Raw genomic sequence first — 23704 nt, 5'->3', positions numbered from 1 at the left:
TGGCATCTGCTGAATCTGCTCCTGTTGCTCTTTCTGCTCCTGCTATCAACGGTTAATTCTCAAGCATTAACTCAATTAGCTAAATAAGAAAGCGCTCTCCCGAATTGGGAGGGCGCTTTTTAGTTGTAATTATGACAGCGCATTCTTACTTAATCGTCTGGTAGTGTAAAAACAACTCACTTCCAACTTGACGAGTTTCGAGGAGTTCCAGATGAGGAGCAGCAGTGGAAATAAAACCCTCTCCCTCCACCGGGGTGGGAGCGTCCTTTCCTCCATAAATGACAGGCCAGATTGTCAACCACCAATCGTCAATTCGCCCAGCCTTTACTAGAGATGCTGTTAAATAGCCTCCTCCCAAAGCAACGACCTTGTGAATACCGCGCTCTGCCATCAAGCTGTAGGCTCGATTCCAGTCCAGGTCTGTATCTCCCAAATCAATTAATTCAGCCAGTTTTTGCAAACTTGTTGTATCAGACCTGCGCTCCAAACCAGCCCGTGTCGTAAATATCCATCGCTCAATGTCCTCGCTCAAAAAAGGGGCGTCCAGCGATAGGTCAAGGGAACCGGAGACAACACAAACAATAGGCTGGCGAGACTGACCCCGAGCCTCGCGCGCTGCTAATAATTCGGGATTGCGAATTGAAAAAATTACGTCTCCAGCCCGAATCGTTCCTGCTCCTACCAGGATTAGATCAGCAAGTGAGACTTCATACTCTACGTGTGCTTGATCGGCTGCATCAGGACTACCGCCTGCTTGAGGATCTACGGAGCTAATCTTTCCATCGACCGTCATGGCAATAACTACAGTTGTTTGGATAGCTGACATGATTACGTTCTGACAGTTCTTTATAATTTTATCTTTTTGAATTCTTTGCTATGAATCCCCAATGGAGTATAAAGGGGAAAATTAGTCACTGAGGCAATATGAAATTCTGGCGTTGCTGAATGAAGGGATGAATCGATTATGCAACGTCGAATTTTTAAGACCTTAGCATTTAGTGTTCCCAGATCCGCCCCATCAGTCAGAGATTAAGGTAAAGGGATTTCTTGGCTTTGACTACTCCCAAATATTGATTCTCGCAGCGAATATTTAATCGGTTCATCTACTTTCTTTTTGTAGCAGGTAGCGATCGCTATCTGTGCCCGATTTTCTGATCCGATCGATTCCACTTCTTGCAAAAGTGCTTTTTGCACTCTTGTCGGAAAAGGGGGAAAGGTAAAATACAAAACCTTTCCCCCAAACCCAACAAGTATTGAATTTTAAAATACCTTGCGTTCAGCCAAATGGGATAGAAGATCTTGGTATGAGAACCAAACTTGCCGCAACTGCTTGCGGGCAAATAATTTCAACTGATCGCCAGCAGAGGCTGAACCTGGTTGAGTTGCATTAGCATAACTGGTAAGCGCCATCGCTTTTACAGGTTGAGAAAATTCAATCGCAGCAACATAAGAATCACCAGAAACAGATTTGAAGCGCCCGTCTGATAGTGGAACAAAATTGAGAACGCGGAAAATACCAAGTCCGCCATCGCCACCATTTGCAGGCAAATCGACATCACCAGACTGTAACCGGAAAACATCTCCCCATGCTACATCTAGGTTTCCATAGGTTTTTTCCACCTTAGCTGCAACAGTTAAGAGTGTTGTGACTGCACTTTGAGGATTAGCCAAGCCATCAGGTGTAGTCAGTGGAGAGTCTTCACTCCAGGGTTTGCTAAATACACTATCGAAGTCTATCGCATCTACCCAAGCAGCGAATAGTACTGCACCTCGGCTATCTGCATTGGTTTGTCGATCCCAAGCTGACAGTACATCAGCAGATCGACGAGCTAATTCGCTTCCGTACTTCCGGGCTGCTGGAATCAAGTCATCCAAAAGGCGATCTGCTAGTTCCATACGTGTTGAATGTTTATAGGAAACCATCTCATCAAAAGAGATTTTGTCATCCTCTGCTAACATCTGCACAGTACGTTGCGATCTAAACTCCATTGGCCCGCGTGGTGCCATATAAGGCGGATAATTATCTGGATTGAGAACCTGGGGAAAGGTTGTTGTCCAAGGTGGGTCATTTGTATTTTGTAACCAGCCGCTTTTTGGATCAATTACGCGCGGTAGATCCTGATATGGATGAGTTTTTGACCATAAGGTTTTAGATGTGTCGCCAGGAATTAAACCTTGCCAGTATTCAAAATTGCCTTGTTGACGAATTGGTACTTGACCGTTAAAAAGGTGCATAATATGCCCTTCTCTATCTGCATACATCACTGTAAACATCGGTAGTTGTAATCGTTGCAGGACAGCTTGAAACTGGGTGAGGTTTTGGGAACGTGCCATATCCCACCACTGCTGTAGTACACCTGGTTGGTCAAGACCCACAACACGCAGTGCCACAGCTTTACCATCTTGTCGTGATATGACTGGCCCGTGGATAGAACTTTCCACTACAAGTTTTTGTGAGGCTAGCGTACCGTCTTTTTGCTTGACTTTCAAAGATACGGTTTTTGTCTTAAAGGCTCGGACTTGACCATCGAAGCGATAACCACGATCGGCTAGTTTGAGTTCGTAGTTATCCCAGCCATCATAGGTGTTTACTGTATGAGTCCAACCCAAATTATCATTAAAGGCGATCGCTAAAACGGGAATCCCTACCAGTGTTGCCCCGTAAGCATTAATTCCTGGTGCAGTAATATGTGCTTCATACCAGAGAAATAAATCTGACCAAGGTAGATGTGGGTTAGCCAGAAGCATAGCATGACCATTTTCAGAATGTGATGGTGCGATCGCCCAACCATTAGATCCTGGTTTTGGGTGCTGTTTACTGACACCTGCAACTTCTTCTGGATTGGCAATAAAAGTGAAATTCAGTACCCGCATCTGGTGAGCCAGCACATCCTCGCCTTTGACTGGCAAGACAATCTCAACTTCATCAGCAATCAAATCCTTGTGCTTCTCAGCATAAGCGTTAATTCCACTGGCAAAAGCATCAAGATAACGACGAAACTTAGGACTTTGAGCCAAATACCAAGAATGCGATCGTTCTGGTACTCCCATAGTTTGTACCCAACGATCTGATTCTAGATACTTTTCTCCCCAATATTCGGCAGCCCTTCCCCGTGCTTGACCGTAGAGATGTAAAAGCAGGTTGCCATGACTCTGCATCTGCGCCCAACCAAAAGCTTGAAAGGCACTTTGGTTATCCTTGCCATAAATATGCGGTACACCATAAGTGTCCCAAAGTATTTCAGTTGTTTTTGGTGAAGAGCTAAGGCTTTGGTTTCCTACTACTAAAACAAATATGAGCGCGAGTAAAAAGGGTAAAACTCTCAAGATATAGTGTTTATTGCCATTCGACTTTAAACCTATAAAACCAAGCAACTTTATTTTGCTAATAAACATTAGAGTTAATGAATGGGGACTGTTGAATAATCCCTAATAATTGAGACTGTCGATTTGTCTAGATAGGCTCACTCCAAATAATGCCTAAGCCTAATGAGCAGATTCTTCCATTTTCTTCTGGAGGCTTAGAGGTCTCATATCTGTCCATACTTCCTTTATATATTCAAGGCATTCTTGCTTGAGACCAGTTTTGCCCACATCTCTCCAGCCAAGGGGGTTTTCTCGGTTGGCAAACCAGATTGAATATTGTTCTTCGTGATTTACTACAACTTTGTAAGTTGTGATCTCTTCCGTTTCGTTTTGATACATCTTTATTACCTGATAAGTGATTATTTAGATTCTCTTACAAGTTGAAAAATTATTTGTTAGCTATTTTTTCTTTTAATACTACAGCTTAATTTTATATAAAACCTCCTTCTCTCAAATTAGTGACGCTATCCTTAACAACTTGAATAATGTAGTTAATATCTTCACATGTATGGGCTGTTGATAAATAACCATTTACACCTAATAAGTGAACTCCTCTGTCGAGAATATGATATTTCAACAAGCTCATTGCTACTGAAGCAGTAGAATTTTCTCCAGAAATCTCTAAAGATGCAGAACCAAATAGTGAGCCAAAATTTGCCATTTGTAGCGGTATTCCATCGGCTGCAAAATAATTATTCAAAGCTTTAACAAATTGTGTTGTGCGTTCATTCAGACTTTTTTGTAGAGAAAATCCCGAATTCTGCATATACTTTAATACAGCTTTTGCAGCAGCTAATGCTAACGGATGCTTACAAAAAGTACCTGCAAAAAACGTCTTTTTCACCAGAGGGTAGGAAGCATCGCCGTAACTCCACATTCCCCCATCTATTGCATCCATATAAATATTTTTACCGGCAATCACCCCAATTGGTATCCCACCACCAACAATTTTTCCATAAGTGGCTATGTCTGCTTGTACATCAAAATAAGCTTGTGCGCCACCAGGATGAATCCGAAACCCTGTTACCATTTCATCAAAAATTAAGGCAATTCCAGATTCTTGTGTTAATTTCCTCAATTTCTGGAGGAATTCTTTTGGTTGTAAAGCCGGTCTAGAAGTTTGCACAGGAACTACCAAAACTGCTGCTAATTCTTGCTTATATGCTTTAATAACTTCTAATGATTGAGGATTACCATAATCTAAAATCAAAACATCACTCACAAAGTTTTGTAATACTCCAGGCGCTAAGGGTATGGCATATTGATTATCTTCTGCCTTATTTGCGTTAACTAAAGTGCCATCAAAATGACCATGATAAGAACCTGAAAATATAACGATTTTCTTACGTTCTGTAACTGCTCTGGCGATACGGATAGCAGTCATTACTGCTTCTGTACCAGTATTACTAAAACAAACCCGCTCCATTCCTGTAAGTTGAGAAATTAACTCAGCTACCTCACCAACAATTTCTGATTGGGGACCAATTTGAATTCCTTGATCAAGTTGTGCGATTAAAGCCTCTTTAATAAATGAGGGATTATGACCAAAGAGATTTATTCCCAAACCCATCATTAAATCTACATATTCATTACCATCTACATCCCAGATTTTGGAACCCATAGAGCGATTAGCAACAATGGGATAATACATTTCTTTAAATAGTAAATTGAACTCTCCTAAGTTTTTATCGTCAGAGAGAACTGGGCGATAAGATTGGGAAAGATGTTTAGATGTTTTGGTGCGATCGCTATAGCTATTGATAAAATGTTGTAAATACTTTTGCTGCTGATTTGTCAGCCCTGCTTTGGCTAATAATTCAGTTAAAAAATCGGATTTTTGATGTAATGCAATAACATCATAATCATCATAGTGAGTTGTTGAAATCATAAAATATCATTCCTGAAACTATTGCAAAAATTTTAATTATTCATTAGTTACAAACTTTATTATCCAAAAACCCCTGCTTAATCAGATAGGAAAAATAAACGCTGAGTAATTGATTGTCTATTGGAGGACAAGTAATGGAAGTACCTACTAATCCATTGATGACATTTTGATTATCAATCTGTAAAAATTCTGAGTTTGAATCTTCTTCAGTTTGTCTCGCTGGAAAAAATGGTACTAATGAATATAAAGGATGTTCAAAGGAGCTTTGAGTCACATTGAGTAATTTCTCTCGCCATTGCTCATAAGAATTTTGTTCAATTGCATAACCTAATGAGCAAATATGGTCAATAAGTGTATTTGAGTGGAGAGTTTGAGGATGCACTAAGTGAAAAGTTTTGCCTAAAGATTCTTTCTGTTTCGATAAATTAACTATTGCTTTGCTGACATAATCTACAGGAACTATATTCTCTCGAATGTCTATATCTGGCGCACTTCCCAATTGCACACAACCTATTATCAGTTTGTATAGAAAATCATTACTATTAAAGACCCCCGTTTTGCTATGTCCAGATATACGTGATGGTCTGTAAATAGAGATAGGAATTCCCCTTTTAATCGCCGTTTGTACTAGCTTTTCAGCTACCCATTTAGTTTGACAATATCCATTACTAGGAAATTCGTTTTCATTTAGGCTATCTTGTTCTCGGACTACTTTTGCTCCAGATTCAATTTTGGAAGATACAACACCAGAGCTAGAAATAAAATGTACTGGTTTAGTTTTTATTTGACTAGCTAATCTCAAAATTTCTTGTGTACCCAGTACGTTTGTCGGTTTTAGAATAGAGTAGGGATAAATATGATGTACCCAAGCACCATTATGGTAGATAACATCAATAGTACTTGCTAATTGTTGGAAATTTTCAATTTTTAAACCAAAAAGTGGTTTTGATAAATCCCCAAGAATAGGAATTATTCTGGAACTCCAAATTCCGTTCCAAACTCCATAAGATTCCAGAGCAGCTTGCAGTTTTTTATGGGCATCTTCAATATTTTTATAACGAACTAAGCAATAAACATCTGCTTGGGTTTGTTGTAGAAGTTCAGCTAGTAAGAATAATCCTAAAAAGCCCGTTGCTCCAGTCAATAAAATAGCACTAGGTTCAGGAATAAACTTAACGGCATTTTCAGGAACAATTGTTGGATCTAAAATGACTTCAGCTTTGAGATCAAAAAGTGGGTAATCAATTTCTGTTTGACAAACTCGATCAATATTTTCTGCTAAACCCGCTACTGTGGGTTTCTCTAACAAACTGCGTAAAGAGATATCCAAGTTAAAAGCTTCTTTAACTTTGGCAAGTAGTTGAGTTGTTAATAAAGAATGTCCACCCAATTCAAAGAAGTTGTCGTAAATACTGACTTTCTCAATTTTTAAGACTTCAGCCCAGATTTGAGTTAGCATTTCTTCTACAGAGGTGCGAGGAGGAACAAAATCTCCTATCAAATCTGATCTAACTTCCTCTGGTGCGGGTAGTGCTTTTCTATCAACTTTACCATTGGCACTTAGAGGTAATTTTTTTAGCAGCACTACAGCCGATGGTATCATGAATTCTGGTAATTTATCTTTTAAAAAACTGTGTAGTTCATTAACTGTAAGAGCTGATTTTGGTTGGGGAACTACATAAGCAACTAAGCGTTTGTTTCCTGGTACATCTTCGCGAGCAATAACTACTGTTTCTTGCACTCCAGGATACTTATTTAGTGCTGTTTCAATCTCACCTAACTCAATTCGGAAGCCACGAATTTTTACTTGGTTATCAATACGTCCCAAAAACTCAATATTGCCATCAGGGAGATATTTTGCTAAATCGCCAGTTTTATATAAACGCACTCCCGGTTTTTTACTAAAGGGATGGGGAATAAATTTCTCAGATGTAATTGCAGATTGATTTAAATAACCTCTAGCTAAACCTTCACCACTAATATAAATCTCGCCATGAATACCAATAGGAACTGGATGTAAATGAGAGTCCAGTATATATATTTGCGTATTGGGTATGGGAGAACCAATAGATATTTGCCTTCCTGTTTCTGCGGTATGACAATAATATGCGCTACTCCAAACGCTTGCTTCTGTCGGCCCGTACTCGTTAAATAAAGATACTTCCGGCTGAAACTGAGAATGATGTTGTACCAATTCTGGTAGACAAGATTCACCTGCAACTATGACAGCACAAAGAGAATTTAAATTTTCTGGTTTTGCTTGTTGCAAAATTAAAGCATATAGAGAAGGAAGGCTTAATAAATGGGAAACACTATTTTGGGAAATTAATTCTATAAGTTTAGGTACTTCTCGTTGTACACCTTCTTCTGGTAAGTGTAGAGTTCCGCCACAACAAAGTGTCCAGAAAATACCTGCAACAGAGCTATCAAAAGCAAAGGATGAGAGTAGCAAAAAGTTACTTACAGCTTGTTGATAGTAAGCAATACGTGCAGTTGTTGAATGAATTAAGTTACGATGTGCGATCGCAACTCCCTTCGGTTTTCCAGTAGAGCCAGAAGTATAAATTATATAAGCTAAGTTTTCAGTAGATATAGTTATCTGGGGGTTTTTCTGACTCTGTTGTGCGATTGCTTCCCATTCTGTGTCTAAGCAAATTGTTTGTGTATCGTGCTGAGGTAAGCCTTCTAGTAAATACTGCTGTGTCAATAATACAGATACCTGAGTATCTTCTAGCATTAAGCTTAAGCGCTCTTGGGGATAGTGCGGATCGAGGGGAACATAAGCACCACCAGCTTTAAGAATGCCTAAAATACCTACAAGCATTTCTAAGGAACGCTCTACACAAATTCCCACTAATACTTCTGCACCTACCCCCAAATGTTTTAGATAATGAGCTAGTTGATTTGCACGCGCATTAAGTTCAGCATAAGTTAGTTCCTGATTGTTAAATACTACAGCAATGTTGTTGGGAGTGCGTTCTACCTGCTCTGTAAATAACTCGTGAATGCACTTATTTTGTGGGTAATCCGCCTGGGTTTGATTGAACTCGAATAAAAGTTGATTGAGTGTGCGATCGCTTAAAATTTCTAATTCCCCAATTGCAGCTTCTGGATCATGTACTGCACTTTCTAGTAGCTTGTGAAATTGCTCTGCTAACCCTGCAATATCCTGTGGAGAAAACAGATTACAGTCATAATGAAATTCTGTACTTAAAAAATCCTTTTCGCGTCTACAAGAAAGCTTAATTTTGAAACGCTCAGTACAGCTATCAAGCTTGAAAATAGAAAATAATATATTACCTGCATAATGCCTTGTATCTTCTTCTGTAAAATCAAAAATCACAGGAGAAAAAGGTAAAATATCTGGTATTTGTTCCCAAGTAAAACACTCCTGCCATTTGTGGATAGATTCTACAGACTCATGAACTTGCTGCAAAACTTGACTAAATTGGAAACTATCTTCTAAATGACAATGAACTGGTAAATATTTAGCAAATAGTCCTAATGCTTCTTGAAGTTCCTCATATTTTCTGCCATTAAATTCTCTGGCGACGATCATCTCAGATTGTCCACTTAGTCGCTGGAGTAAAATCAACCAGCAGGTTAGATAAAAGGTAGAAGCAGACGTATTATGCTTCTGAGCTAATATTTCGATATTAGCGACTAGTTCCGGGGTAATGATTGAATGTACTAATTTTGGTTGAAATATCTGTTTTTCAGAGAGATGTTTTTCAAAAGGAAGCTGGAAAGTGCCAATAGTAGAGAAGTCTTGCTGTTGCCAATATTCTCTGCCTATTTTCGTTTCTTCTGCTTCTAATATTTGATTTTGCCATTCTGAAAAATCTGCATATTGGAGTGGTTCTTTAGATAATTTTTCATCGAATTTTCCTAAGTAAGAAGTAGCTAGTTCTCTTGCTAGACAATTAAATGTTGCTCTGTCTGCACAGAGAGCAGGTAAACTAATAAGCAATAAATGCTGTTCTGGTGAAATATTTACTAAGGATGTATGTAAAATCGAACCTTGTTCAAACTGAAAAGTTTGTTGTTTGATTTCCTGAAATATTAACTCAATCTTCGCCTCTTGTTCTTGAGGAGTCAAATTAGTAATATCAGATTTTTTCTCTAAAATAACTTTGCTATCTGTAATTACCTGTACTGGAATAGTCATTCCAGGTAGACAAATAAAATTGGTGCGGAGTATCTCATAGCGATTGACAACATCTTGCAATGCAAATTCTAACTTATTGAGATCAATACTTCCTTGAATCAAAATTGCACAATCGCTACGATAAGCCCAACTTTGATCAATTTGTTGTAACAACCATAAATGCTCTTGCTGAGGCGAAAGTCTAAACCCCTCGATACTTTCTACTACTTGCATATTGCTACCTTCATGTTAGTTAAATACTTGAGGGCGTATAAGGTTCAGCCATTCCCACTAAAATTTTTCTGGGAGGAATAAATGGATTACGAGCATGTATTGATAACATATTATCCAGCATCAATACATCTCCTTTCTGCCAAGAAAAAGTGACCATTTCTTCTTGATAAGCAGTTCGCAAACTAGCTAACACTGATGGTTCAATTGCAGAACCATCTCCATAGTATGTGTTAGTTGGTAAATCTTCTTCTGGCAAATTTTTCAATAACGATTCGCGTATCGTTGGTTCCAATGTGGAAACGTGGAAAAAAGTTGCGTGATTGAACCAGACCATTTCACCTGTTTGAGGATGTTTGAGAATGGCTGACCCAACTTGTCGAGTTCTTAAACGATTATCTGCTTTCCATTCAACCTCAATTCCATTGTTTTTGCAATACTCTTCTACTTTAATTTTGTCTGTTGTTTGAAATACAGTTTGCCAAGGAAGACCAAATCCATTACCAAAGTTACGCATATACATAACTTGCTTTTCAATGAAGCGATCGCGGATAGTTGGATCAATCCGCTCAAAAACCTTTCGACAGCTACCAATCGGGGTTTCCCCTCCCTCTTGCGCTGGACTCATACAAAAAAAGAAGATTTTCAACGGGAAGGTAGGCGAGTAGGCGTGTTCATTGTGAGGAAAAATACTTTGATCGGCAGGGTAGTCAGTTGAAGTATAAATTCTCCCAGCTACTTGAGTTCGTGGAGATGCCCGATATCGATATTCCATCGCTTCTCCACAAATCGCTGCGATAATTTGCTCAAATTCTTCTATAGAATTAACTTTGAAATTACGAAAAAGTATCGCTCCATATTTTAATAATTCAGATTTCAAATATTCTCGATTATTATTAGCCCAGTTTTCCAGATTTACACCCTTCACACTAGGCTTAATCACCAATGGAAAGTTAGAGCCTGGCTTAAGGAATTCAGTTTTGATTAATTCTTCTGTAGATATATTAACAGCTTTCCGTCTTACATATCCTAGAGATTCCATTTTCGTCATGATTTTTATTATCTGTTATTTGCTCTACGTTTAACGTTGATTAATTTCTGTCCGATAGTATTTTTATAAGCTTCTTCTTTTGCAATATGCTGTTTATTATCTACTTCATTAAGAACTGTTTTTAATTCACTTAATTTACTTTCTGGATGGGTGGCAATCTTATTTAAAAGCGTTGCAAAATTATTCGATAACCTAACAATACTGTCCCGATCAAATAGGTCAGTGTTATATTCCCATACACCAAATAGTCCCTGATCTGTTTCGTTTAACTCCAACAGCAAGTCAAACTGCACCGTTTTGTTTTCGACTTTCAAAGATGTGATAGTTAAGCCTGGAAGTTCCAAAGATGGGGTTTGGGTATTTTCCAAAACAAGCTTGACTTGAAATAACGGTGTACGGTTCAACTCCCGTTTTGGATTCAGAACATCTACTAATTTGTCGAAGGGCAAATCTTGGTGAGCATAAGCTTCCAGAGTCATCTCGCGGACTCGTTCTAATAACTCTACAAAAGTAGGATTTCCTGATAAATCTGTACGCAACACTAACTGGTTAACAAAAAATCCGATCAATTCTTTAGTCTCGGCTTGATTGCGGTTGGCAATATCAGTACCTACAACAATATCTTCTTGATCGGTGTAGCAGTGCAGCAAAGTCTGGAAAGCCGCTAGCAGAATCATAAATAGTGTGATGCCTTGGCGCTGATTCAGAGCTTTCAGCTTCTCAGATAAAGTTTTGGGTATAACCAGAGTTTCTCTAGCTCCTGAGAAAGTCTGGATAGGCGCTCGCGATCGCTCGCTAGGGAATTCTACAACAGGTAGTTTACCGCCTAATTGTCTTTGCCAGTAAGCAAGTTGAGTTTCTAAACGCTCTCCCTGTAACCACTGTCTTTGCCACACAGCAAAATCTGCATACTGGATGGATAGTTCCGAAAGTGGTGATAGTTTGCCAATAGAGAAAGCTTCATACAAAGTTGCGATTTCGTGAATTAGCACACCTATAGCCCAGCCATCAGCCACAATATGATGCATAGTCAACAATAATGCATATTCTGCTGCCGCTAGTTGCAGTAAAGTAACTCGTAATAAAGGCACTTTGGTTAAGTCGAAAGGCTGTTGGGCTTCCTCACTCGCCAATCTCAAAACTTCAGCCTCTCTCTGTTCTTGAGAAAGTTCTTGTAAATCTACTACTGGTAGTTTGAAGCTGAAACTGGGAGTAATAACTTGCAGAGGTTGTCCATCAACTACTTTGAATGTAGTTCTTAAAACTTCGTGCCGTCTCACAACTTCGTTAAAGCTTTGCTCCAGTACCGCCACATTTAGCGATCCAACAATACGCATGGGTTGAGAGATATTGTAGGCACTATTTCCAGGTTGTAATTGGTCGATAAACCACAACCTTTGTTGGGCAAAAGATAGAGGAAATAAGTTTGACTCTCGACTTTGAGTAACTATTTGCGGTTGTGAAAATACGCTTTCTTTTTTCTTCTGAAGGCGTTGTGCAAGAAGCTTAAGTTTCTCTGGAGAAAGACCAGCAATTCGTTGTGAAAGGTCACTCATGTTTGCCAAATGTGATATATAACAAAACAAATATAATTTTGGCGTTGATTAACGCTGTCATTCTATTTTCGTAAAAAGAAAGTGGTAATTGCATAGTCATATCATGTCTAGTTACTTAGTGTTGTGAAGCAATTAATGCCTGCACTTCATCCTGTGATAGTTGTTCAATATCTGCTAAAGTTTGAGCCAATTCCTCTAAATTTGTCTGGTTAGCCAGTTTTTGGATAATAACTTCAGCTAATTCAGCTATAGTCGGGCCATTAAAAAACCCTTTATAAGAAAGTTCTGTTTGAAAAGTTTTGCACAGTTCAGAAACTAATTGAGTAGCAAATAAAGAGTCTCCTCCTAACTCAAAGAAGTTATCGTGAATACCCACTTTTTCAATCCCCAGAAGTTGTTGCCAAACGTCAGCAAGGGTTCGCTCAATTTCATTACTAGGAGCAATATAAGCATTTGCTAACTTAGGTCGGGGGTGAGTTGGTTTGAATTGATTAAGCTGGGCTAATTTTTCCTCCAAAGACTTAGGAGTTTTCTTTGGCTTAATTAGATTGAGAAAATCTTGTGTTGATACAATTATTTGAGAAACTGTACTACTACACAGAATACGTTTAAAAGCCTCTATGCCCTCCAAATCAGCCATTCCTGCTGCCAATCTTTCTCCTGTGATTTCTTGATGGCGTGCTTCAACAGGAATTGCCATTCCTACGTTGTTCCATCTATCCCAGTTAATAGACTTAATGAATTTCCATGTTTCATATTTAGAAGCGCTGTAGTGAGCAAAGGAGTCAAGGAAGGCATTTGCATCTGTATAATCTGCCATTCCAGATGTACCAATAAATGAACTTAGTGATGAACAGAGTACAAAGAAATCTAGGTTCTTTTCTTTAAATAGAGTTTCAAGTACTCGTGTCCCTTGCACTTTTGGCGCTAAAGATTTGGCTACAGTTTCTTTTGTTGTGAGTTGCATCATCCCTCCGCCGAAAACTGCGGCTGCATGAATTACTCCATGAATCTCACCAAATTGTTGATTAGCTTTTTTAAACACTGCGGACATCTGTTCAAGGTTGGTAACATCGCTACTGATTACCATTACCTCTGCACCTAATGCCTTGATTTCCTGCAATTTTTGGATCTTCTGACTGATATGATCTTGTGGATCGTGAGTCGATAACCATTCAGACCATTCATCTTGGTCGGGAAAAGTTGAACGTCCTAGTAATATAAGTTTTGCTTGCGCGGTCTGCGCTAGATATTCTGCTAGCAGTAGACCAACACCTCCTAATCCACCAGTGATGAGATATACTCCCTGTTTTCTAAGGCGGAGATTTTCAGTAATGGTTTCATGTAGTTGTACAGGTTCAAAATCTTGTACCCAGCGATTTCGGCCACGATAAGCAATAATTTGGTCAGATGTAGGGGTTGTAAATTCCGCTATTAGTGTTTGGATGAGTTCTTCTTGTCCACTTTCTAGAGGAACTACAACATCAATACTGCGACAAGTTATATTTGGATACTCAAGTGGCATAACTTTGCAAGTTCCAAGAACCAGTGCCTTTTCTGGACACAGTATTTCTGAACCTGTTATTTCCTGTAAATTGTTGGAGACAATACTAATTTCTAAAGCATCTGTTTGATTATTTTCTGTAATAGCCTGTGCCAAAAACAACAAACTCGACCAGCCTAAAGCTTCAATTGTTGAGTTGGTGTAACTGTTTGATGTCACACTCCACAGATGAACAATCCTTTTGGGAATCTTACCCAGGCTTTGAAGTTCTTTGAGCAAGGTATTGTAATCATCCTCTTTTTCTGGATTAATCGTATATGTGCGTTGAAGATATTCGCTATTTTGCTGAAATTGCTCTCCCACCCTGACGGAAATAACATCTTGATTCTCAAGTACTAGTTGTTTTATCAACTTCTCACCCAAGCCGCACTCATCCAAAAATACTAACCAGCATCCTGCTTTTCCCTCAAGTCCAGCTTGAGAAGGCTGCGGTGGCATAGTACGTTTCCAAGAAGGAATGTAAAACCAGTCAGCAATATCTGATTTTTTAGCCAATAAGTCTTGGTTCTGCTCTTTTTGCTTGGTGACGGTAAATGCTGTAGGTGCTGAGTCAGTTATCAATGTAGCAGCCTGAGCCACCAAAATCTGTTCGCCGAAAGCTTCAGTTTCAGAGACAGCGGCTACCTCAACAAACCCTTGAGAACGTAGTGCTTCCTGCCATTGCTTTTGTGATAAAAACGGATTACCACGGCTGCGTTCTTCATCCTCTAAAGGATTCATTAGCAGTCCATCGGTGAGATCAAAGTCTAATTGTGGTTGAGTTATTTCCCACAATAGCAGGAATCCTCCGGGAGCTAGTAGCGATCGCACATGCTCCAGGGTTTTTGTTATATTTCGGGTTACGTGCAGTACGTTGACAGCTACCACCACATCAAAACTGTGGCTGTTGAATCCTTGTGCAATAGGCGGTTTTTCAATATCTAGAAACCGATATTCAACAAACGGATAAGCGCTAAACTGCTGTTTGGCTTGATTCAAAAACAAACCCCCTACATCTGTAAAAGTGTAGTTGCTGCGCTCAGATGGTAATACAGGTAGCAATTCTGTCGTAGCAAGACCCCCTCCACCACCAATTTCCAGAATTCTCAGGTTTACATCTGGTGGTAATGACTTTACTACCTGTTCCATACCTGCTTGCATGATCCCTTTTAAATGGGTATCCAGAGGTAATTCTGAATTTGCAATTTCTGGTTTGTTTTCTTTTACCGCAAAATACAACTCTAACGGTTCTTTTTCACCAGTCAGCACATCCGGCAGATTCTCACCACATTCCTGGACGATATGTAGAACATGAGGTGTATCTACGCATTTGATTTTAACTTCTTCTACCAGAGCGTTAATCGAGTCTGTAGAACAGGGAACAAGGTTTGTAAATAAATCCTTTTCTTGTTGTAGTTCACCTTGTTCTACAAGTACATCTAAAAAGCGATACAACAATTGCCGATAGCGAGGAATAATCTGGCATTGCTCACACAACTCCTCAAAAGAATATTGCTCATTGAAGTTGTTAAAAGCACCTAAACGCTGGAGAGAAAAGTTTATATAAGAAGCACACAAACGATCCAAACACTGTTTATTCAGCAAATAAGTTTGCTCGTCTAATGTGGCGATGCTAGCACGAGCCTTTACCCTACAAGCTTCTACCAAAGATTTAGCTAAATCAACTGCCGTTTGTCTTGGCTGTTTTTGTGCTTCAATCCAGTAACGTTGACGCTCAAATGGATAGGTTGGTAAGGGAATATGATGGCGTTGTTCGTTAGCATAAAAACTAGACCAGTCTACTTTGACACCACAAAGCCAGAGCCGTCCCAAAGAGTTGAGTAAAAATGCTACATCCGATTGTTGTTCTTGCGGATGACAGATTGAGGTCAGTACTATCAGTTTATCCTGATGATGTTGCTTGACAAAAGTACTTAAAGTCCGTCCTGGACCAACCTCTAAAAAAATCCGCTCTTGTGTTTTGAGTAACTCAGTTATCCCTTGGTTAAAGCGTACTGTTTGCCGTAAATGCTTTACCCAATATTTGGGGTCTGTTGCTTCTGCTACAGCGATCCAAGTGCCACTGACGTTAGAGATAAACTCAATCTTTGGAGGATGAAGTTGGAGTTTTTGTAAATGCTCTGTAAATGGCTGGAGAATTGGCTCCATCATGGGAGAATGAAAGGCATGAGAGGTATGTAACCTCCGGCAGCCTATACCTTTGGCTTCTAGCTGTTGTTGTAATTGTGCGATCGCTTCAGCTACACCAGAAACCACGCAGTAGGCAGGCCCATTACTTGCAGCTAAAGATAGTTCCTCCGTTAGCAGGGGTTGTATCTCTGATTCGGGAAGTTGGATAGAGAGCATTTCCCCACTAGTAGTCTGCCAACCCAAAAATGCTGCGTGATGGCTGGGGAAAGGGGAAGGGGTAAGGGGTAAGGGATTTGAAACCTTTCCCCCTTCCCCTTTACCTTTTACCCCGCCAAGTGAACTTGGCGAACTACTAGGAAGTTCCTGTATCAGTCGTCCTCGGATTGCGACTAGCGCTAAAGCATCTTCTAGCGAAAAAACTCCAGCTAAAGTAGCGGCTACATACTCCCCGATACTGTGACCAATCATCGCCTCTGGGTGTATACCCCATGCCATCCACAATTGAGCTAGGGCGTACTCAATGACAAATAATGCTGGTTGAGCAACAATTGTCTGTTGAAGCTGCTCCGTTGCCTTGGCTGTCTGTGCCTCATCTGGATACAATACATGGCGTAGGTCAAAACCTAAATGTGGTTTTAGCAACTCACAACAACGATCAACTGTAAGTGTAAAAGTTGGCTCACTCTCGTAGAGTTCTCTAGCCATATTCACATACTGCGTTCCTTGCCCAGAAAACATAAACACCACAGGACGATTGCAAGGCTGCTGGTAGTGGGTGAATATTAGTTGTGATTCTGAAGTAGAAAGCACCTTCACCGCATCATTAATGTCTTGGCATACCACCATCCGACGATGATCGAAAGCTCGACGACCTACACCAAGGGTATGAGCCACATCTGCAAGGTTCAAAGGATACTGCTGGAGATGATTAGCCAGATTCGCCGTAGCTGTTTCTAACGCCGATTCCGTTTTTGCAGAAAGAACCAACAGATGATATTTCCTCCCCTGCTCCCCCTGCCTCCCCACAGGCGCTTCTTCCAAAATTACATGGGCATTAGTCCCACCAATCCCAAAAGAACTGACACCAGCGCGGCGAGGAATGTTATTTGTTGTCCATTGGGCAAGTTTGGTGTTGACATAAAAAGGACTGTTAGCAAAATCAATTTGCGGATTAGGTTCCTGAAAGTGCAAGCTAGGCGGTATTTGTTGATGCTTCAGGGCCAGAACAGTTTTGATTAGACCTGTTATCCCAGCAGCAGCATCTAAATGGCCAATGTTGGTTTTTACTGAACCAATGGCGCAGAAGCCTTTTTTATCAGTACTGGCTCGAAAAGCTTGTGTTAACGCCGCGATTTCAATAGGATCTCCTAGTGATGTTCCTGTGCCATGAGCTTCAATATAGGTAATCGTTTCAGGTTCAACCTCGGCAACAACTTGAGCAGTTCTAATCACCTTGGCTTGACCATCTATCCGTGGTGCTGTGTAGCTAACTTTGAAAGAGCCGTCGTTATTAATAGCGGAACCTTTAATGACAGCATGGATGGTATCGCCATCTTCCAGAGCATCTTCTAATCGCTTCAAAACTACGATGCCTACACCTTCGCCACCGACAGTTCCCTGTGCTTGAGCATCAAAAGCGCGGCAGTGTCCATCAGGAGAACCAATTGCCCCTTCTTTGTAAACATAGCCCGTTTTTCTGGAAGAACTTATGGAAACCCCACCTGCCAAAGCTAGATCGCATTCCCCATTTAGTAAACTTTGAGTGGCTAAATGAACAGCGACTAATGAAGTAGAGCAGGCGGTTTGAACAGTGAAGCTTGGCCCTTCTAGATTCAGTTTGTAAGAAACGCGGGTAGTTAAATAGTCTTTGTCACCTGCGATCGCAAGCTGGTGATTATCTATAGATCCAATAATATCTTCGTTTAAATATACATTGAGTAAGTACCTGCTAAAGCTGGCTCCGGCGTAAACTCCAATAGAACCTTGATAATTTTCTGAGTCATAGCCAGCATCTTCAAGGGCAGTATACGCACATTCTAAAAAGAGACGATGTTGTGGATCGGTAATTTCCGCTTCTCTGGGATTAAAGCCAAAAAATGCAGCATCAAAAAGTTCTACATCTTCTAATACAGCTCGTGCTTTAACAAACTTTGGGTTATTGAGTGTAGCTGCATCTAGCCCATAAGCTAACAGTTCTTCATCAGTGAAAAATGAAATTGACTCCGTACCATTTTGGAGATTTTGCCAAAATTCATCAACATTTTTGGCCCCAGGAAACCGCCCTGTTATACCAATAATTGCGATTTCTGAACCATTGCGAGCAACAGATGCTATAGGGATACTCATTCTTTGTTAGCTCCTTGATTATTCATAATCGACTTCATTTTTTGCAGGCGTTTTCTTTGTTGAGATTTACCAGTTGCAATTTTTTCTATTGAAATATTAGTTTCACTGAAAGATAATGTTTGATTATTAGTTTGACTAAACAACTCTGCAAGAGAGCTAATAGTAGGGTATCTGAACATATCAAGCATTGATAAATCAGTTTTGAATATTTCGCGTAATTGGCTATTAACTTTAACCAGAAGTAATGAATGACCACCGAGTTCAAAGAAGTTGTCGTGAATGCCTATTTTTTCGATATTGAGAGATTTTTGCCAAATTGTAGCGATAGTTTGTTCTATTTGCGTTTGTGGCATCACATAAGCAGCTTCTAACTCTGGGCGGATTTCTGGTGCAGGTAGCGATCGCCTATCAAGTTTGCCGTTGGGTGTTAGTGGCAGAGTTTCGAGTAATACGAAGGCAGAAGGTATCATGTATTCTGGTAACTTCTCTTTCAAAAAGCTACGCAGTTCGGTAACTGTAAGTTCTTGCTTGGGTTGAGGACTTACATAAGCTACTAGACGCTTATCAGTAAGTTCGTCGTCCCAAATCACCACTACGGCTTCGCGGACTTTAGCGTGCTGGTTTAATCTTGCTTCAATCTCACCTAATTCGATGCGGAAACCCCGGATCTTAACTTGGTCGTCAATACGTCCTAGTATTTCAATATCCCCATTTGGTAGATAGCGGGCTAAGTCCCCAGTTCTATATAAACGTGTCCCGGATTCTTTACTGAAAGGGTTAGGAATAAACTTAAGAGCTGTCAATTCAGGTAAGTTAAGGTATCCCCTAGCAACACCAACACCACCAATATAAAGTTCGCTCGGTACTCCGATGGGATTAGGTTGCAGGTAAGAATCTAGCACATAAATTTGAACATTATGAATTCCACGGCCAATCGGCACTTCTCGTAATGCGGGGTCTACTTCTGTCAACTTCGATAGATTGCTCATCGTGGCCACGATAGTCGCTTCTGTAGGCCCGTAAGAATTAATGAGTTGTACTCTTTCTCCTACATACTTTTGCCAGATCGCCAGCCGTTGCGAAAGAGCCTTTTCTCCACCAATAATTACTAAACGCAGTTGTTCAGGTAGCTGTAAGCTTTCCTCAGCCAATTCAGCAGTGAGTTGATGCCAGAAAGCAGTTGGTAAATCTAACACAGTTAGATTTAGAGCTTGGCATTTTTGTAGAAAAGATGGTATTGAACTTAACATTGAATCAGTACGCAGCACGAGTGTAGCGCCTTGTACTAAGCAGGGAAATATCTCTTCGGCAGCAGTATCAAAACTAATGGATGCAAATTGTAAGATGCGATCGCTTGACTTTAATTCATACTCTAAACAAGCAGTTTTAATATAGTTCACCAAAGAGTTATGTTGAATCATCACCCCCTTTGGTTTTCCTGTAGACCCCGATGTATAAATCACATAAGCTAAATTTTTAAATGTTACCTGGGTTGAAAGATTTTCTTGACTTTCTTGGGCAATAATCTCCCAATCTGCATCTAGGCATACAACTTTAGCCTCATGTTTCGGGAGTCCTGCGATTAGTCGCTGTTGGGTAAGTAACACTGAGATTTGAGCATCCTCCAGCATGAAAGCTAGACGCTCTTTGGGGTATGCTGGATCGAGTGGTACATAAGCGCCACCAGCTTTGAGAATACCTAGAATTCCGATCGCCATTTCGAGCGATCGCTCTACACAAATCCCTACTAAGACATCTGGTTTGACCCCAAGTGATTGTAAATAATGCGCCAATTGATTTGCGCGGTGATTTAGCTCTCGATAGGTGAGGTGTTGTTCTTCAAAGCTTACGGCAATTGCATCAGGCAATCGCTCTACTTGAGCCTCAAATAACTCATGGATACAATACTCACCAGGATAGTCAACTTTAGTATTATTCCATTCCACCAACAACTGATGCTGTTGAGTTTGTGTCAATATAGGCAATTCTGCAAGGGATTGCTCTGGGTTGGCGACAACACCTTCTAGCAAGGTTACGTAATGTCCGAGCCAACGCTGAATGGTTTGGGTATCAAATAAGTCTGTATTATATTCCAGTTCTATTACTAGTTCACTGTCTGTCTGAAGAATATTTAAATTAATATCCAGCTTAGTGGCACTGGTAGCATTTTTAGCTACCTCAAACTCTTGTTTTAAAGACCTAGACTCAAATTGAGCTTTGTCCAGATTAAACCCTGTGGTAAAGAGAGGGGTGCGGCTAGGGTCTCGTGGTAACTTTAAATTTTCAATTAGTTTAATAAAAGGATAAATTTGATACTCGTAAGCATCTAACAATGCCTGCTGGATTGAACTCAAATATTCTGTAAATCCTGGGTTGTCAACAACTTGGCTGCGTATGGGCAACAGATTAACACAGTGGCCAACCAGATATTCATCTGCGATCGCAGATTGTCCAGCCGAAGCAATACCAACAACGATATCTTGTTGATTCGTCAATCGTTGCAATAAGGTGATAAATGCTGTTAAAAGAATCGTAAATAAAGTATAACCACGTTGTACACTTAAGCTTTTCAAAGAATTATATAAGCTGGAATCGAGAATGAAATTTTCTTGCGCTCCAGTGTACGAAAATATCAGTGGTCGAGGCCGGTCAGTTGGTAATTCCAAAACAGGCACTGAACTGGCAAATTGACTCAACCAATAAGCTTCAGCTTTTGCCATTTCGGGACTCTGTTGCATTTGTACTTGCCACAGAGCATACTCACTCCATTTCATGGGTTGCGGAAGTTGGCTAGCAATTCCTTGGCACTCTGCTGAATAAATTGCTGCTAGTTCTCGTAACAAAATACTAATTGACCAACCATCAGCAACAATATGATGATTTGTCAAAATTACAAGATGATGATCTTCTTGCAACTTGACTATATGACACTTTAGTAATGGCCCTTTTTCTAAATCGAAAATTTGTTGAGCTTCTCGTGCTAACAACTCCGATAGCTGTGTATCTCGTTGACTTTTATCTAAAGTCGAAAAGTCGCTTACAGGAATGTCTATAGTCAAAGTGGAATGAATCAGTTGATTATCCCCTTCTAGGCTAAAAGTAGTTCGCAGCGCTTCGTGACGATTGATAATTTCCTGAACAGCCTTACGTACTGCGAATAAATTGCCAGCCCCGCGCAGATGGATAGTTCTAGATTCGTTGTAGGCGCGAGAAACTTCATCTCCCATCTGTGCTAAAAACCACAGTTCTTTTTGTGCTGCCGTCAGAGGAATTTTGAGCGTTGTTGAAATCGGGGCAGGTGGTAATAATTCCCCCTGTTGCATTTCTACTATGCTTTCCTTGACTGCCCCAATTACGTGTTCAATATCTGCATCAGTATGTGCTGTAGACAGATAAAAAGTGCGTCCTTCCCAAACATAAACGCCTTTTTCTAGTAAATGGTAGAAAAACAACTGACCAAACTTGAGGGGCGATGAGGCGATAAAACGAAACAGTGAACCAAAATGGACTACTTGAATAGGAACTTGTCTTTGTTCAAAGTAACTATTAAGAGTCTGGGCTAATTTCGTTGTCTTTTCAGATAACTCCTGCTGTAATTTCGGGCCACTATTTTTAATATGGTTGAGTGTAGCCCAAGCCGCAGCCATTACCAAAGGATGTTTGAAGAAAGTACCCGCAAACACCGTGGTTTCTGCTTGAGGATAAGATTCATCTCCATAGTTCCACATCCCACCGTCAAATATATCCATCAAAGCTGCTTTACCAGCTATAACCCCAATTGGTATCCCAGCCGCAACAGCTTTACCATAAGTGGTCAAATCTGCTTGAATATTCCACAATCCCTGAATCCCGCCTGGGTGCATCCGAAAGCCGGTAATCACTTCGTCGAAAATTAATACGGTTCCTGTTGCTTGAGTTAATTGTCTGAGTTCGAGCAGAAACTCTTGAGGTTGCAAATCTGGGCGACTACTTTGTATCGGCTCCACCAAAACTGCTGCCAGTTCGTGAGCATGAATTTTCAAAATTTCTAGAGATTCAGGTTTGCCATAGTCGAGTACGATGACATCATCAGCAATATATGATGGAATGCCTATAGCTTTAGGGATAGAACGTCGCGTTTCTTCGCTGGTTGTTACTCCTCTTACCAAGACCCCATCATAAATACCGTGATAAGAACCAGCAAATAAAGCAATCTTAGAGCGTCTTGTAGTAGCGCGTGCTAGGCGGATTGCTCCCATTACAGCTTCTGTACCATCGTTACAAAAAGCTGCCCGTTCCGCACCTGTCAACTCACAAATTAACTCCGCAACCTGACCGGCAAGACGCGATTGTGGCCCATGCAATATACCTTGCTTTATTTGTTCTTGAATAGCTTCGATAACAAAGGGAGGTGAATGACCAAATAAAAGCGCACCAAACCCCATCGAAATGTCTACATACTCTTTGCCATCAACATCCCAAAGTCTAGCTCGTTCTCCACGCTGTCCGTGAATGGGATACAACATCTCTTTAATAGAGGGTAAGAACCCTGTTATCGCTCTGCTATTAGCATGGTAGGAACGATAAGCTTGAGTAAGTCGTTTAGATTCTGGAGTCAGTTGAACAAAACGTGCAATTAAAGCATCTAAATGTTTTTGTTGACCGGGAGTTAACAGAGTCTTTGATTCTAAATCAACAGGCTCAATTGTTTGGTTTATGAGTTGTTGCTTAGACTCAACCTGAATCGATGATGAACTTTCTGGAAAATCAGAGTTATTAATTAAAGATTTAGCAACTTGTCCTATCTCATCCTGAATAGGGGTAGATGGGATTGCTTCTTTTACAGGTAATATCTTCTTAGATGAACCTGCTTTTTGCAAAATTGCTAGCTGTTTGGACATCAACTCAAGTTGCTGTTCTATTACCTCTTCAAGTAGTGTACCTGTTACAAATTTTTCATCTTCTGGCTCCAAATTTTGTGTATCTGAATTCTGTATGGCAAGTGTCGGTTCAGTATGTGCTTGTAGTATTGGACTAAATGTTGATTCTTGAAAATAAGGCTCTAAAATAGAATTTTTTGAAGGTAGCTCTTGAGCTATATGAGTTCCTAATGCATGAATTGTTGATAAATTTTCAAGCAATAAACGAAAAGGAATATCAATACCTAGCTGTTGTTGAATAGTACGGTTAATTTGTAATAAAATTAGAGAGTCAACGCCCATCTGTAGAAAAGGAGTATAAATATCTATTACCGTTGATTTAACTCCCAATGATTCACTAACAATGTACTTGAGCGTTGATACTATTTTCTTATATTGAGAATCTTCATCCATAATATTTTACATTTCTTGAGACTGCTAATCACTAAAAAGGGGAATTACTGTTAGCTGAAATTATATATCTTTGTCTAATAGTTCTAATTGCTTAAACATGATAGAAATTTGAC

Annotated in this window: 10 protein-coding genes; all 10 read right to left on the bottom strand. The window is 40.1% G+C overall.

The genetic code is table 11. The features are described from left to right. Positions 1-145 precede the first annotated feature (145 nt). The 10 genes from H6G86_RS14645 to H6G86_RS14595 all read right to left on the bottom strand — a co-directional run bounded on the left by H6G86_RS14645 (position 146) and on the right by H6G86_RS14595 (position 23591). Positions 146-826: a RibD family protein gene (locus tag H6G86_RS14645; RefSeq protein WP_190934937.1), complete on the bottom strand. Its 681-nt coding sequence runs from the start codon at positions 824-826 to the stop codon at positions 146-148. A 203-nt stretch (positions 827-1029) separates the two neighbouring features. Next, the gene (locus H6G86_RS14640; protein WP_190934936.1) at positions 1030-1194 is read right to left on the bottom strand and encodes a hypothetical protein; all 165 of its coding nucleotides are present in this window, start codon (positions 1192-1194) and stop codon (positions 1030-1032) included. Between the two features lie 66 nt (positions 1195-1260). Further along, positions 1261-3396, bottom strand: coding sequence for an acylase (locus H6G86_RS14635; RefSeq protein WP_190934935.1), 2136 nt, complete (start codon positions 3394-3396; stop codon positions 1261-1263). A gap of 90 nt (positions 3397-3486) precedes the next feature. After that, positions 3487-3705 (bottom strand): MbtH family protein, encoded by a 219-nt coding sequence (locus tag H6G86_RS14630; RefSeq protein ID WP_190934934.1) that lies wholly within the window; start codon positions 3703-3705, stop codon positions 3487-3489. Between the two features lie 91 nt (positions 3706-3796). Continuing rightward, positions 3797-5254: an aspartate aminotransferase family protein gene (locus H6G86_RS14625; RefSeq protein ID WP_190934933.1), complete on the bottom strand. Its 1458-nt coding sequence runs from the start codon at positions 5252-5254 to the stop codon at positions 3797-3799. Positions 5255-5297: 43 nt separating this feature from the next. Further along, a complete protein-coding gene (locus H6G86_RS14620) occupies positions 5298-9635 on the bottom strand; it encodes a non-ribosomal peptide synthetase (RefSeq protein WP_190934932.1) in 4338 nt (1445 codons plus the stop codon). 19 nt (positions 9636-9654) lie between these two features. Next, positions 9655-10683, bottom strand: coding sequence for a TauD/TfdA family dioxygenase (locus H6G86_RS14615; protein WP_190934931.1), 1029 nt, complete (start codon positions 10681-10683; stop codon positions 9655-9657). Positions 10684-10691: 8 nt separating this feature from the next. After that, entirely contained in the window at positions 10692-12239 is a 1548-nt protein-coding gene (locus tag H6G86_RS14610; protein ID WP_190934930.1) for a condensation domain-containing protein, read from the bottom strand. A gap of 115 nt (positions 12240-12354) precedes the next feature. Then, positions 12355-18279 (bottom strand): type I polyketide synthase, encoded by a 5925-nt coding sequence (locus H6G86_RS38675; RefSeq protein WP_242064817.1) that lies wholly within the window; start codon positions 18277-18279, stop codon positions 12355-12357. Then, the gene (locus tag H6G86_RS14595) at positions 18276-23591 is read right to left on the bottom strand and encodes a non-ribosomal peptide synthetase (protein WP_190934929.1); all 5316 of its coding nucleotides are present in this window, start codon (positions 23589-23591) and stop codon (positions 18276-18278) included. Before H6G86_RS14595 ends, H6G86_RS38675 begins: the two co-directional genes overlap by 4 nt. Between the last annotated feature and the right edge of the window lie 113 nt (positions 23592-23704).

This window comes from Nostoc sp. FACHB-133 (assembly GCF_014698055.1).
In the GTDB taxonomy this organism is placed as follows: domain Bacteria; phylum Cyanobacteriota; class Cyanobacteriia; order Cyanobacteriales; family Nostocaceae; genus Nostoc.
Note: the sequence above shows the minus strand (reverse complement) of the source record. Positions and strands in the feature narration are given on the sequence as shown.

Excerpts from the sequence above, each read along its gene's own strand:
- H6G86_RS14610 (WP_190934930.1), bottom strand. The coding sequence starts at position 12,239 with ATGAGTGACCTTTCACAACGAATTGCTGGTCTTTCTCCAGAGAAACTT.
- H6G86_RS14595 (WP_190934929.1), bottom strand. The coding sequence starts at position 23,591 with ATGGATGAAGATTCTCAATATAAGAAAATAGTATCAACGCTCAAGTAC.
- H6G86_RS14645 (WP_190934937.1), bottom strand. The coding sequence starts at position 826 with ATGTCAGCTATCCAAACAACTGTAGTTATTGCCATGACGGTCGATGGA.
- H6G86_RS14620 (WP_190934932.1), bottom strand. The coding sequence starts at position 9,635 with ATGCAAGTAGTAGAAAGTATCGAGGGGTTTAGACTTTCGCCTCAGCAA.
- H6G86_RS14630 (WP_190934934.1), bottom strand. The coding sequence starts at position 3,705 with ATGTATCAAAACGAAACGGAAGAGATCACAACTTACAAAGTTGTAGTA.
- H6G86_RS14625 (WP_190934933.1), bottom strand. The coding sequence starts at position 5,254 with ATGATTTCAACAACTCACTATGATGATTATGATGTTATTGCATTACAT.
- H6G86_RS14615 (WP_190934931.1), bottom strand. The coding sequence starts at position 10,683 with ATGACGAAAATGGAATCTCTAGGATATGTAAGACGGAAAGCTGTTAAT.
- H6G86_RS14635 (WP_190934935.1), bottom strand. The coding sequence starts at position 3,396 with ATGTTTATTAGCAAAATAAAGTTGCTTGGTTTTATAGGTTTAAAGTCG.
- H6G86_RS38675 (WP_242064817.1), bottom strand. The coding sequence starts at position 18,279 with ATGAGTATCCCTATAGCATCTGTTGCTCGCAATGGTTCAGAAATCGCA.